This window comes from Vibrio sp. R-1 (assembly GCF_035615595.1).
In the GTDB taxonomy this organism is placed as follows: Bacteria; Pseudomonadota; Gammaproteobacteria; order Enterobacterales; family Vibrionaceae; genus Vibrio; species Vibrio cholerae.
Genome location: NZ_WPDC01000011.1, coordinates 24,059 through 36,883, shown reverse-complemented (window position 1 = coordinate 36,883; position 12,825 = coordinate 24,059). Strand labels below are relative to the sequence as shown.

Sequence of the window (12,825 nt, the reverse complement as noted above, 5' to 3'; positions counted from 1 at the left end):
TAATTCTCCAAACTGATTTCTTTGAATTCATTGTCACTAGAATCGAATAAAGTTAATATCCATAAGAACAAAGAAAACTCTATTGACGTCATGTAAGGAGTAGGGGATGGAGCTTGATGCAACGCAGTTTCAATCAAATGTTAATCAAGCACTGATGCAGTTAAAGCAAGAAGCTAAAGAAACTGGGAAGAGAATTTCGTCAAAACCCAAGAAAGGCTATGTTTGTGTGCTGAGTGTCTTAGAAGAATTAGAGTTAGACGCTGAATTTTTAAGTGATTTTCAAAAATTATTTCCCCCTATAAAGGCTCATCGTGGAAAAATAATTAGTTCTTTTTCACTGTTTGTTCGTTCAAATGGAGGAATAAACTACTCAGTTGAGAGAGTGAGAGAGTACTTAAATATCACAGTCATTGATGCAACTGATCCTATTTCAATTTATGCAAATGCAGTCTATGGCTCTTTACTTGATTTGCAATCTTGCACTTCACGTCGCTATTTAAGGGCAACATCTTTCTCGATGCCATACTGTGCATTTTGTTGGAGGAGAGTTGAGGATTCAGCAGGTTATTGTCAAATTCATCACCCCAACCAATCAAAAAGGTCATTTTACAAAGCTAAATCAGCTCTAGAATCTGCATTAAAGCATACTGAATCTGAATATTTAGGTGAACTTCAGAAAATTAATGACTCAAAACCTAAAGAGTATAAATACTCGACGTATGCTTTTAAGTGGACAGCATCTTTTGCTAAACATCCGAGGTATATCAATAGAGACTTAATAGAACGCGGAGTGAATAGTGAAATAAATGATGAAAATTTAAGCATCATTGCTGACGTCGTTCTTAGGTTTATCAAAAAAGAATATCCCCAAACTTATATCAGACTTCCGAAGTCTGCCCCTGATGATTTTGCTTCATGGCAAGACTTTACTTTATTTGTATTGAAGGCTCTTGACCCAATAGAAGCTGTGTTTTGGGAAGCAAAAGATATAGAAGCTTGGATGAATCCAGGAGTCGGGCATCCTAACATTTTTGTATTGTTAATGGTGGCATATCGACACGAAGCTTTTCAGGTCATCAACTCTTTTGAACGTCCCCGAGGGCCCAAAAAAGGAGCGGAATTAGAAAGTAAAAACAATGAATTACGAAAAAAGATAAAAGACTTAGCGAAGTTGCAACTATCTATTAGCGGAAAGATTAACAGAGCCGAAATAGGTAGAGAGCTTTCTATAAGCCGTCAAAGGGTCAGCGTTTTGATGAGTGAAATCACAATCGACTGAGTTTAGCTAATCCATTTGAAAGACTCTTTGATTTCTAGATCCGACTAGGATAAAGCTTCGATAACTTTGGATATTTCAGGTGATGGGCTTCCTACCAGTGGAGCTATCTGAACAGCTAGTAATTCAAGAGCAGCTTTACGCTCTTTGAAGTAATCATAGCGATCATATATCCCTTCTACTCCACGAAGTTTATGGTTCAGGCAACGTTCCGCGACATGACTAGGAACATTGTTTTCAGCCAATAGACTTCGGCATGTTCTGCGAAGATCGTGAATTATAAAATAATTCACACCTGCCTCTCCCAAAATATTAGGATATGGTTCTTTCTTTGAATCAACTTTTCGGCCAAATAATTTTGCCAATGCATGATTGAGAGTGTCATCAGAAATGTAACCTCTTCTCTTGCTCGATCTCCTTGAGGGAAATAAGTATTCAGAGCCATTCGCCCTAATAAATAGTTCTCCGAACCATGCTAAGCATGGCTCAGGGATTGGGATATCTATTCTTAGACCATTTTTTGCTCTTTCTGCTGGAAGTTTCCAGACCAGATTAGTAAAGTCGAACTCTTCCCATTTTGCGGCGATTAGCTCGCCTTTTCTTGTTGCTAGTACAACGAGTAGGGCAACTGCCAATAAATTTTCTCTCGTGAAAATGTCGGAATTTTCTCTGAAGACTTGGAAAGTAGTCTCAAGCTCCTCAAGGGAAAGAACTCGTTCTCTAGATTTCTCTATGCCGCCTGCGTCTTTGACATTAAATGCTATTGCAGGGTTGTGTCTGATTAAGCCTAATTTGATTGCATGATTAAAAAGTTGTTTTAGATAAGTTAAGGCATCATTTGAAATTGTCGGTCTGCCAGATTCGTTGATTTGTCTAATAACATCCAGAACGTCTCTAGGGTTAACATCTTCTACAGGCAGTTTGCCAAGCTTTGGGGAAATATCTTTGGAGTAAACTCTCTGTGGTATCTGAGGGTTCTTGAGGTGCTTGTTCGTTTGAGAAAGCCAATCATTAGCCAACTCATCGACTATCTTTAACTTAGAAAGCTTTGCTCTATTTTTTTCTACAAGTGGGTCAACGCCCCTCTTTACCATCGCTTTGAGTTCTAATGTACGTTCCCTCGCTTCACTCAGTGACATCCCCAGTGGCGGCTTCCCGTACTGAGACATTGACATTTGTTTGCGTTGGCCGCCATGAGAATATCGAAAAATCCAAAAGGGGGTTCCCTGAGCTGAAATGCGGAAATATAGCCCATTATCGATGGCAACCCGACATGGCTTCCCTTTCTTAACAAGTGATTTGAGCTGAGCGTCATTCATGAAACATCATTTCCCCAAGTGGTTACATATTAGAATGATAATACACAAATCTAGGATTTTGTGTATCCATTTCTGTAACCACTTAAGTGCAACTTTAAGACATTCAATGCAACGTTATGAAATTTATCTTTTGATTAAGTTGTTGTTTTATATATAATTTGGTGGTTTTTGGTTTGTTGTGATATATCACTCAATGTTCTGGATCTGCTCCCTCATCTGCTCGATGAGTACTTTCAGCTCCACACCGGAGGCGGTGATATCGGTGGAGATGGATTTCGAAGCCAAGGTGTTCGATTCACGGTTGAACTCTTGCATCATGAAATCGAGTTTTCGGCCACATGAGCCGCCTTTTTTCAGCACTTCACGCGCTTCTTTGACATGAGAGTCGAGACGATCCAGCTCTTCGGCCACATCCGATTTTTGTGCCAGCAGGATCAGCTCTTGCTCTACACGGCTCGCATCAAGCTCGATTTTCGCCTCTTCAAATTTGCTGAACAGACGCTCGCGTTGCCATTCCAGAATTTCTGGCATGCGAGCGCGTACTTTGACCACTTCGGCGCTGATCGCTTGCAAACGCTGCTCAATCAGCGCTTTCATGTTATCGCCTTCACTACCACGCGCGGCGATAAATTCGTCCACGCCTTCATCAAACGCACTGAGTAGTGCTTGGTTGATGGCGTCCATATCCTGCTCAGGCGTTTCCATCACGCCCGGCCACTGCATCACTTGGAATGGGTTAATGCGGCTGAGTTCACCGGTCATGTGCATGATCTGGTTAGCGGCATTAATCACTTGCTGGGCGAGTCCTTCATTGATGGTGAGGTGGCTTTGCGCGGCTGGATTCGCTTCAAAGCGCAAATGACACTCGATCTTACCGCGTGACAGGCGCTGACGAAAACGCTCGCGCAGCAGTGGCTCTAAACCACGGAACTGCTCAGGCAGGCGGAAGTACGTTTCTAAATAGCGTTGGTTAACCGAGCGAATTTCCCACACGGCGCTGCCCCAATCGCCTTTGACTTCTTTGCGTGCGTACGCAGTCATGCTGTAAATCATCAGGATGTCCTTTGCTTTCATCTCTTTGTGACTGGCGCTAATAGTAGCAAAGCAGGCAAAACGGCGCTACCGTGCTGAATTCGTTAACCTAGCGCCTGTAGGGGCTTTGGGCTATAATCCTGCCCCAACCGAATTGATACAGCCACAAGAAGGTCGAGACCCTATGCGTCCAGATAACCGCGCTGCGGACCAAGTTCGCCCCATCAAAATCACCCGTCACTACACTGCGTACGCAGAAGGCTCGGTGTTGGTGGAATTTGGCAACACCAAAGTGTTGTGTAATGCCAGCATTGAAGAAGGTGTGCCACGTTGGTTAAAAGGCCAAGGTAAAGGCTGGGTGACGGCGGAATACGGCATGCTGCCGCGTGCAACCCATTCACGCACGCGCCGCGAAGCGACCAATGGTAAGCAAGGCGGTCGTACCATGGAAATCCAGCGTCTGATCGCGCGCAGCCTACGTGCTGTGGTGGATCTGGAAGCGATGGGCGAAATCATGATCACCGTTGATTGTGATGTGATTCAAGCCGATGGCGGTACGCGTACCGCTTCGATTACTGGTGCAAGCGTGGCACTGGCCGATGCTTTTGCCCATCTGATCGCCAAAGGCCAACTGAAGAAGAACCCGATGAAAGGCCATGTGGCTGCGGTTTCGGTTGGTATCCTAGGTGAAGATGTGCTGTGCGATCTGGAATATGTCGAAGATTCTGCCGCTGATACGGATATGAACGTGGTAATGACCGAAGAAGGCAAGATGATTGAAATTCAAGGCACTGCTGAAGGTGAGCCGTTCAGTCATGAGCAGTTGCTGGAATTGCTGGCTGTCGCGAAAAAAGGCATTGCCGATATTGTCGCAGTGCAGAAGGCATCGTTGTTAGATTGATTGAGTAGCTCCCAATTGGGGGCTATTTTTTTGCCCTCATCTTCGTCGGTATTGACGCGATGGCTGCGTTAGCAAGTACTTTTTGCCCTAGTCACTTACTTCAGTAAGCTCCTAGGGACTCAAAGTTTTGCTGCCTTGCCCTCACGCCAATATCTTAGAAGATGAATTGTTCTTAAATCGTAAATTTAGAGAAGATGTGATGAAAGCTTACCAGCGTGAATTTATTGAGTTTGCCCTAGAAAAACAGGTGCTGAAGTTTGGCGAATTTACTTTGAAATCAGGCCGTAAAAGTCCTTATTTCTTTAACGCTGGTCTGTTTAATACTGGCCGAGATTTAGCGCGCTTGGGCCGTTTTTACGCGGCAGCGCTAGTGGATTCTGGTATTGAGTTTGATGTGCTGTTTGGTCCTGCTTACAAAGGCATTCCGATTGCTACCACCACAGCAGTAGCATTGGCTGATCACCACGATGTGGATACGCCTTACTGCTTTAACCGCAAAGAGGCCAAAGATCATGGCGAAGGCGGTAATCTGGTGGGCAGCAAGTTAGAAGGGCGCGTGATGCTGGTGGATGATGTGATCACCGCCGGTACGGCAATTCGTGAATCGATGGAGCTTATCCAAGCCAACAAGGCTGATTTAGCCGGCGTTCTAGTGGCTATTGATCGCCAAGAGAAAGGCAAGGGCGAGCTGTCTGCGATTCAAGAAGTGGAACGTGATTTCGGCTGCGCGGTGATTTCGATTGTGAGCCTGACCGATCTCATCACCTATCTTGAGCAGCAAGGTAACAACACTGAGCATCTAGAAGCGGTGAAAGCGTACCGCGCGCAGTACGGCATTTAAGCGCATTCATCCAACTAAGCCTAAAACGAAAAAAACAGCCTCAAAATGAGGCTGTTTTTCTAGCATTAAGCTCAAGAACAAAACGCTTAGCTTTGATCGCCATGATGGGAGTTGTCGTAAATCTCTCGTCCATCACGCTGAGTTTTCAGCAACGACAAGTTCCACATGTACTGCTCCGGCTGTGGCGTGACCAGCGCTTCAATCGCACGGTTCATCGCCAGTGCATCGGCTTCTTCATCGCCAGTTGGGAAGTTTTGCAGCGCAGGCAAAATGTGCACTTCATAACGGCCTGAATCACTGTTGTAACATGACATCAAAGGCACCACGTGCGCTTTGCACAGCTTAGCCATTTTGCCAAACCCTTTGAGCGTGGCTTTTTCAGTGGCAAAAAACGGCACAAACACCGAGTTTTGCGGGCCGTGATCTTCATCCGGTACCCAGTAGCCAACATAGCCGGATTGAATGGAACGCAAGAAAGGTTTAATGCCCGATTCACGAGTGAAAATACGGCCACCATACTGCATACGTTGGACGTGCATCAGCCAATCGGCAATCGGGTTGCGCTGCGGTTTCATGATGTTGGCGACTTTGTAGCCGCGAGCCGCCAGCATAACGGCGGCGTAATCAATGGCCCAAGAGTGCGGGACTAACAAAATCACGCGCTCGCCGCTATCTAGCAGCGGCAGCAAGTTCTCTTCGCCAATCAGTTCGCCCCGTGCGTTGTTGTAGCGGGTCGAGCGCACCAACAGCTCTGAATAACCGAGCATAAACTGCGAGGCTTTCACAAACGTATCGTGCAGGATCTGCTCGCGCTCTTGCTCGCTTTTTTCAGGAAAACAGTAGGCGAGGTTAACCCGAGCGCGGCGGACTACGCGGCCATTTTTCTTAATGATAAATGGCACCAAGGGCTTGGCTAATCGATCTCGTATGCGCCATGGAATAAAGGCCAACAGTGCCGCGAAAGCGATGCCGATCCAAGTGCCCCAGTGTTTGGGGTGCAGAAAGCGCCACTCAAATTGCGGGTTATGTAGATGGCGTGCAATGCCGTTGTCTTGATCGCTCACAAATTCACCTTTACTGATAGCGCGAGTTGGTCAGTTCGTAGTCCGGCAAGGATTTGAAGCGTTTGTGCAGCCACATCCATTGCTCGGGGGCGCGCAGTATAATCTCTTCGACAAATTTATTCATGTAAGCCGCGGCAGCGGTTTCATCTTTTTGTGGGTAGTCCGCTTCAATTGATTTATCAGCCATGATCTCATAGCGCCCTTGCGCGTTACGGAAACCGGATCCAATCACAATCGCGCAGTGGCTGGTATAAGCCAAAATACTGGTGCCGGTGGTGGTACAAGCTTCTTCTACTGCAAAGAAAGGCACAAACACCGATTTATTGTGGCCATAGTCTTGGTCTGGCAGGTAGAACAGACGCTCGCCTTGGCGTAACACGCGGATCATCTGCTTGATATCGGTTCGGTTGATAAGCTGATTGCCATTGCGTGTTCGACCACGGTACTGAATGAACTCATAGGCAGGATTACTGTGCGGACGATACACGCCATAGCCCCCGATGCCTAGCACAGCAAACGCGCGTGCGGTGATTTCCAGATTGAGTGCATGTACGCAACACAGCAAAACCCCTTTGCCTGTTTTTGCATGTTGGCGAATGGCTTGGGTATCTTTATCAATAAGGATGCGCTTAAAGCGCCACGTTGGCCAGAACCAAGTGATGCCGGTTTCAATCAGGGCCGCACCGGTGTTTTTGAAGTTTTCCAAGACAAACGCATCGATCTCGCTTTGGCTCATGGTTGGGAATGCGAGTTCCAGATTACGTCTGGCGATATGGACACGCTTTTTACCAAAGCGCATCGAAAATTGGCCTAAACTGCGGCCGATTTTTAACAGCACAGAATAAGGCAGCAGGTTAACCAGCAGGGCGAGTAGGCCAAAACCAAGCCAGACTCCCCAGTATTTTGGGTGCAATAAAGAGAAGGAGAATTCAGGTTTGCTGTATTTATCTTGACTCATTGTACTCACTTAATCTGTGCACTTAGCAGCGCCCAGTATTCATCAAAATTCGCGGTTGGCAGGTATTTGAAATCAGAACGCACAAAGCGATTCAAACTGCCTTCCACCTGACCGAGCAGCTGCGCAGCGAGGATATTTTCATCCACCGGGAAAGATTTACCTTCGCGGAGTTTACGTTCACGCAGAATTTGGCGCAAAGAGGTTTCAATCCGTTCAAACAACTGATTGATGCGATCGCGCAAGCGCTCATTTTCAAACATTAAAGCATGTCCTGAGAGAATGCGTGTCAAGCCTGGGTTACGTTCGGCAAAGGCGAGCAGCAGTTGCATCACCAAACGAATGCGATTGAGCGTGTCTTTTTCTTCATCAAAGATGCGGTTGATACGCGACATCAAGGATTCTTCAATAAACTCAATCAAGCCTTCAAACATACGAGCTTTGCTCGGGAAATGGCGATACAGCGCGGCTTCGGACACGCCAACTTGCTTAGCGAGTTTTGCGGTAGTGATGCGTGAAGCCCCTTCATTGGATTCAAGCATCTCGGCTAGAGCTTGCAGGATTTCTTCGCGTCGATTGATTTTTTTATTGCCGGCCATGCCCCGTTTTTCCTTTTGGTTATCACTGCTGATGAACAACAACTACGTCGCAGACTCAGCGCCTGCGACAAAGATGAAACCTTTGAAGTGTAACTAAGCTCAGAGGTTGTTCGAAGCGTGTTGATAAAAATGGTTGAAGTAGGTGGCGAAAATAACGCCTACATTTGCTCATGAATCAAATGCATTACTGCGCTAGCGAGCGCGTCTTTACTGGTTAAAGGTAGGCTGTGTTGCCCTTCTTTCCAGAATAGGGTCAAGGCATTGTCATTGCTGTTAAAGCCTTGGCCTGCAATCGAGACGTCGTTAGCGCAGATCATATCCAGATTCTTGCGCACGAGCTTGCTACGCGCATAGGTCTCGACATCTTGCGTTTCTGCCGCAAAGCCAACGGTAAACGGTCGATTCTCAGTCAGAGCCGCAACGGACGCCACGATATCGGGATTTTTCACCATCTCAATGGTCAATGTGTCGTTATCACGGCTCTTTTTGATCTTCTGCTCGGCCACGGTTTGTGGGCGGTAGTCGGCTACCGCGGCGCACGCGATAAAGATCTGGTGTGAGGTTGCCTCTTGCATCACTGCGCTGTGCATCTCTAATGCGCTTTGCACATCAATGCGATTGACGCCCACCGGCGTTGGCAGATGCACCGGCCCGCTGATCAGTGTGACGTCAGCGCCGAGCTGCGCGGCGGCTTTGGCAAGCGCAAAGCCCATTTTGCCTGAGCTGTGGTTGGTGATGTAGCGTACTGGGTCGAGCGCTTCACGAGTGGGACCCGCGGTGATCAGCACGCGTTTACCGACAAGAATTTTCGGGGCGAAGAAGTTTTCGCAGTGCGCCACTAACTCCATCGGCTCCAACATACGACCTGGGCCGACATCTCCACAGGCTTGTTCGCCAGCCGCAGGACCCCAAGTCAGATACCCACGGCGGATAAGCGTTTGTAGATTTTCTTGGGTCGCGAAATTGCGATACATCTGCTGATTCATGGCCGGAGCAATCGCCACTGGCGCGTTGGTGGCCAGAATGAGCGTGGTCAGCAAATCATTGCCCATACCAGCGGCCATGCGCGCGATGAGATCGGCAGTCGCCGGGGCCAGCAGCACCAAATCGGCCCATTTAGCGAGCTCAATATGCCCCATCGAGGCTTCTGCCGCAGGGTCAAGCAAGCTATCCGACACGGGACGTCCGGAAACGGCCTGCATGGTCAGCGGGGTAATGAATTCTTTGGCGGCGTGGGTCATCACCACTTGCACGGTCGCACCGCGCTCCACCAATCGACGAGTCAATTCTGCACACTTATACGCTGCGATACCGCCACTGATACCGAGCAGAATCTTTTTGCCTGCCAATGATTGCATTTGGGATCCCTCAAAAAATCTGCGCGCTATGTTAGCACAGCTCGAGCTAAAAGTTGGAGTCACAACCGCCGCTGCGCATCGCGCTACTGGTCGAGCTGCAAAGCATCGGTCATTTCACAGACAATAGACCATGAATATGAGATAAGTCATTCACAAAGCTAACAATAATGAAAGGGAATCTTATGCTGTCTTCTCTACGAAGCCGTACCAAATTACTGCTATTGACGGTCATTCCTCTGATCGTCATTACCGCCTTGGTCATGGCGGTGAATTATCAGAGTGGGTTATCTACCTTACAAAAAGAGCTAGAAAACTACCGCACCGATCTGATTGATGCCAAGAAAAAAGAGCTGCAAGCCTATCTCATGATGGGGGTGACTGCGGTGAAACCTTTATATGAGAGTGATAAAGCCGGTGAAAACCAAGCGCAAGCCAAACAAATCCTCAAAGCGATGCGTTTTGACAGCGATGGCTATTTCTTTGCTTACGACTCACAAGGGGTCAATACCCTACATGCGATTAAGCCTGAATTAGAAGGCAAAAACCTCTACGGCATGAAAGATGAAAATGGTGTGGCGGTGATTGCTGGCTTAATTGATGCCTCGAAAATGGGCGATGGATTCCTCTATTTCTCTTGGCACAAACCGACGATTAATGCTCAAGCGCCGAAACTGGGTTATGCCGAATACCTACCGAAATGGGATTGGGTATTGGGGACGGGCATCTATATTGATGATGTCGATACCCAAGTGGCAGAGTTTCGCGCGCAGCGCGAGGCGGATCTCTACGATCAAATGATCTCCGCGATTGGGCTTTCGGTTGTCGGTTTGGTGTTCACTATTATTGCGGTGAGTGTTTTGGTGTCTCGCGGCATTGCACCACTGCAACATGTGGTGAGCTCATTACAGGCGGTGGCTGCGGGTGGCGGCGATTTAACCGCGCGAATTAAAGTTGAGAGCCAAGATGAGATTGGCGATGTGGCGAAAGCGTTTAACGCCTTTATGGATAAGCTGCATCCGCTCATGACCGATATCCGCGCCTCGGCCAATACGGTCGAAGCGGCTGCGCAGGAATTGGATCAACAAACCTCGCAAGCCAGCCATAAGATGGACGGTCACTGTTTAGAGACCGATAAAGTTGTCGCGGCGGTGACTGAAATGAGCGCCACGGCGCGCGAAGTGGCGAGCAACACTTACTCGACCGCGCAAGCGATTGAGTCGGCTAACAGCCAAATTGCTGTCGCGCAGAAAGAGGTGAATCTGGCGATTGATGGGATTGGTGAGTTGGTCAACGAAGTGAACCAAACCTCTGCCGCGGTAGGCGATCTCAGCCAACAGGCGGCGAAGATCACCCAAGTGCTGAAAGTGATTGGCGATATTGCTGAGCAAACCAATTTACTGGCATTGAATGCGGCGATTGAAGCGGCGCGAGCGGGTGAACAGGGGCGCGGCTTTGCTGTGGTGGCCGATGAAGTACGCTCACTGGCGAGTCGTACTCAAAATAGCACTAAAGAGATTGGTGAAATGCTCAATGCGCTGCACCAAGGGGTCAGTAAAGCGGTGCAGAGCATGAACATCAGCCAAGAGCGTGGTGAGAAAACCGCGCTGGAATCGGTGCAGATTAAAGAGAGCTTAGCGGGGATCTCCAAAGCGGTAAGCCTAATTCATGATATGGGCATTCAGACGGCTTCTGCGGCTGAGCAGCAAAGCGCCGTAGCAGAAGACATCAACCAAAATCTGGTCGCGATTCAGCAGATCGTCAATGAACTCAGTGAAAGCTTTAAACAGACCGAAAGCGTGAGCGCAAGTTTGTCCCATTCTGGGCAACAGATGGGCACTTTGGTTGGGCATTTTAAGCTTTAATCAACAGTGAAATTGCATCGCCGCTTGAGGTGATTCGAAACTTGAGAAGGGCCGCTTGCGGCCCTTCCTTTTCTCTGGCTTGAGTAAACAAAACCGACGCCGAGAAAAGAGATGAGTCTGAAAGAGTTACCCACCGAATCGATGCCGCGCGAAAAATTGCTGCAACGCGGCCCGCAATCATTAAGTGATGCGGAATTGTTGGCGATTTTCCTACGTACAGGCACGCATGGTATGAATGTGCTCGCCTTGGCGGATCTGCTGCTGCGCGATTTTGGATCACTGCGCGCACTGTTCTGTGCCTCCAAGGAGCAGTTTTGTCGCCACAAAGGGTTGGGCGAAGCCAAATTTGTCCAGTTACAAGCGGTATTGGAGATGACGCAGCGTTATCTCGCTGAAACCTTAAAGCGCGGTGATGCACTCACCAGTCCGCAGCAAACCAAACTTTATTTATCGAGCGTTTTGCGCGATCGCCAACGAGAAGCCTTCTATATATTGTTTTTGGATAACCAACATCGTGTCATTCGTGATGAGATTTTATTTGAAGGGACGATTGATGCGGCGAGCGTTTACCCACGAGAAGTGGTTAAGCGGGCGCTGCACCATAATGCCGCTGCGGTAATACTGGCACACAACCACCCATCGGGTGTTGCGGAACCGAGTCAAGCCGATCGAAGGATCACCGATCGCCTGCGTGATGCACTCGGTTTGGTTGAGATTCGTGTGCTGGATCATTTTGTCGTCGGTGATGGGGAAGTGGTCTCTTTTGCTGAACGTGGCTGGATATAGTCAACACTTATGGTTTGCGGCATTTTTAAGCTTGTGAGTTAGCGAGAATCTGCTAATATGCCCCGACATTTTTTAACCCTGATTCAGCTCGCACCGTAAAAAGATCAGCAAATCCTGCGAAAAGGATCTGTTCGGGTCTTGAGCAATGTGCGGCAAGTTAGTATAATGCGCGACCTTTGATAGCCTTGTATGGGTATTCCATAACGGTTTTTAACCTCAACTTCTGATTTTGGAAAGAGAGAGGTTCGGCCACCAAGGTTGATATCGAGCTGAAACGATTTGGAGAAGACATTCATGTCACGAGTATGCCAAGTAACTGGTAAGCGTCCTGCAGTTGGTAACAACCGCTCACACGCAAAAAATGCTACTAAGCGTCGTTTTCTGCCGAACCTACAAACTCATCGTTTCTGGGTAGAGAGCGAAAAACGTTTTGTTAAACTACGTCTAACTGCTAAAGGTATGCGTATCATCGACAAGAAAGGCATCGATGCTGTTCTTGTAGAGATCCGTGCACGTGGCGAAAACGTTTAAGAGGAATTGAGCAATGGCTAAAGGCATTCGCGAAAAAATCCGCCTAGTATCATCTGCAGGTACAGGTCACTTCTACACCACTGATAAGAACAAGCGCAATATGCCTGGCAAGTTCGAGATCAAGAAATATGATCCTGTAGTTCGCCAGCACGTTGTGTACAAAGAAGCAAAAATCAAGTAATTGATTTAGCTCTTGTTTACAGTGTTGTAAAAAAACCCAGCCTTTGGTTGGGTTTTTTTCTGCCTGTTATTTGGGTTTTGGCTGCCAATAACAGAAAGGCCAAGGTATAGAGCTCCTCTT

The 12,825-nt window shown here is 47.8% G+C and carries 14 protein-coding genes; 8 read left to right on the top strand and 6 right to left on the bottom strand.

The annotated features are described in order from the left end of the window. Positions 1-106 precede the first annotated feature (106 nt). A complete protein-coding gene (locus GOU96_RS04235; protein WP_267781358.1) occupies positions 107-1,279 on the top strand; it encodes a hypothetical protein in 1,173 nt (390 codons plus the stop codon). A gap of 44 nt (positions 1,280-1,323) precedes the next feature. On the opposite strand, the gene GOU96_RS04230 is transcribed toward GOU96_RS04235, so the two are convergent. Beyond that, positions 1,324-2,595: a tyrosine-type recombinase/integrase gene (locus GOU96_RS04230; RefSeq protein WP_267781356.1), complete on the bottom strand. Its 1,272-nt coding sequence runs from the start codon at positions 2,593-2,595 to the stop codon at positions 1,324-1,326. A gap of 186 nt (positions 2,596-2,781) precedes the next feature. Further along, on the bottom strand, positions 2,782-3,648 hold the full coding sequence (locus tag GOU96_RS04225) for a YicC/YloC family endoribonuclease (RefSeq protein ID WP_000640570.1): 867 nt from the start codon (positions 3,646-3,648) through the stop codon (positions 2,782-2,784). A gap of 163 nt (positions 3,649-3,811) precedes the next feature. Here GOU96_RS04225 and rph point away from each other — a divergent pair, with 163 nt between their 5' ends. Together rph and pyrE are read left to right on the top strand one after the other, a co-directional pair. Then, positions 3,812-4,528, top strand: coding sequence for a ribonuclease PH (gene rph, locus GOU96_RS04220; RefSeq protein ID WP_001247175.1), 717 nt, complete (start codon positions 3,812-3,814; stop codon positions 4,526-4,528). Positions 4,529-4,727: 199 nt separating this feature from the next. After that, the gene (gene pyrE, locus GOU96_RS04215) at positions 4,728-5,369 is read left to right on the top strand and encodes an orotate phosphoribosyltransferase (RefSeq protein ID WP_001924404.1); all 642 of its coding nucleotides are present in this window, start codon (positions 4,728-4,730) and stop codon (positions 5,367-5,369) included. Between the two features lie 86 nt (positions 5,370-5,455). Here the strand turns inward: pyrE and lpxN are convergent, their stop codons facing one another. Genes lpxN through slmA form a run of 3 tightly spaced genes read right to left on the bottom strand, consistent with a single transcriptional unit; the run spans position 5,456 to position 7,987 of the window. Further along, positions 5,456-6,433, bottom strand: coding sequence for a lipid A biosynthesis myristoyltransferase LpxN (gene lpxN, locus GOU96_RS04210; RefSeq protein ID WP_001283376.1), 978 nt, complete (start codon positions 6,431-6,433; stop codon positions 5,456-5,458). A 10-nt stretch (positions 6,434-6,443) separates the two neighbouring features. Then, a complete protein-coding gene (locus tag GOU96_RS04205; RefSeq protein ID WP_002156736.1) occupies positions 6,444-7,391 on the bottom strand; it encodes a Kdo(2)-lipid IV(A) acyltransferase in 948 nt (315 codons plus the stop codon). A gap of 5 nt (positions 7,392-7,396) precedes the next feature. After that, complete coding sequence (gene slmA, locus GOU96_RS04200; RefSeq protein WP_000918350.1) at positions 7,397-7,987, bottom strand: nucleoid occlusion factor SlmA; 591 nt, start codon at positions 7,985-7,987, stop codon at positions 7,397-7,399. On the opposite strand from slmA, the gene GOU96_RS04195 reads away from it, so the two are divergent. Next, on the top strand, positions 7,943-8,080 hold the full coding sequence (locus GOU96_RS04195; RefSeq protein WP_001889830.1) for a hypothetical protein: 138 nt from the start codon (positions 7,943-7,945) through the stop codon (positions 8,078-8,080). The genes slmA and GOU96_RS04195 overlap by 45 nt on opposite strands. Before the next feature lie 65 nt (positions 8,081-8,145). Here GOU96_RS04195 and coaBC read toward each other — a convergent pair whose 3' ends face one another. Next, positions 8,146-9,345 carry a bifunctional phosphopantothenoylcysteine decarboxylase/phosphopantothenate--cysteine ligase CoaBC gene (coaBC, locus tag GOU96_RS04190; RefSeq protein ID WP_095481601.1) on the bottom strand — a complete coding sequence of 400 codons (1,200 nt, stop codon included), beginning with the start codon at positions 9,343-9,345 and terminating at the stop codon, positions 8,146-8,148. Between the two features lie 182 nt (positions 9,346-9,527). Here coaBC and GOU96_RS04185 point away from each other — a divergent pair, with 182 nt between their 5' ends. The 4 genes from GOU96_RS04185 (at position 9,528) to rpmG (ending at position 12,705) form a co-directional block, all read left to right on the top strand. After that, positions 9,528-11,207, top strand: a complete 1,680-nt coding sequence (locus GOU96_RS04185) for a methyl-accepting chemotaxis protein (RefSeq protein ID WP_042988059.1) — start codon at positions 9,528-9,530, stop codon at positions 11,205-11,207. A 111-nt stretch (positions 11,208-11,318) separates the two neighbouring features. Next, a complete protein-coding gene (gene radC, locus GOU96_RS04180; RefSeq protein WP_000053459.1) occupies positions 11,319-11,993 on the top strand; it encodes a RadC family protein in 675 nt (224 codons plus the stop codon). A 294-nt stretch (positions 11,994-12,287) separates the two neighbouring features. Beyond that, the gene (rpmB, locus tag GOU96_RS04175) at positions 12,288-12,524 is read left to right on the top strand and encodes a 50S ribosomal protein L28 (RefSeq protein ID WP_000091952.1); all 237 of its coding nucleotides are present in this window, start codon (positions 12,288-12,290) and stop codon (positions 12,522-12,524) included. A gap of 13 nt (positions 12,525-12,537) precedes the next feature. Next, positions 12,538-12,705 carry a 50S ribosomal protein L33 gene (rpmG, locus tag GOU96_RS04170; RefSeq protein WP_001051801.1) on the top strand — a complete coding sequence of 56 codons (168 nt, stop codon included), beginning with the start codon at positions 12,538-12,540 and terminating at the stop codon, positions 12,703-12,705. Positions 12,706-12,825 lie beyond the last annotated feature (120 nt).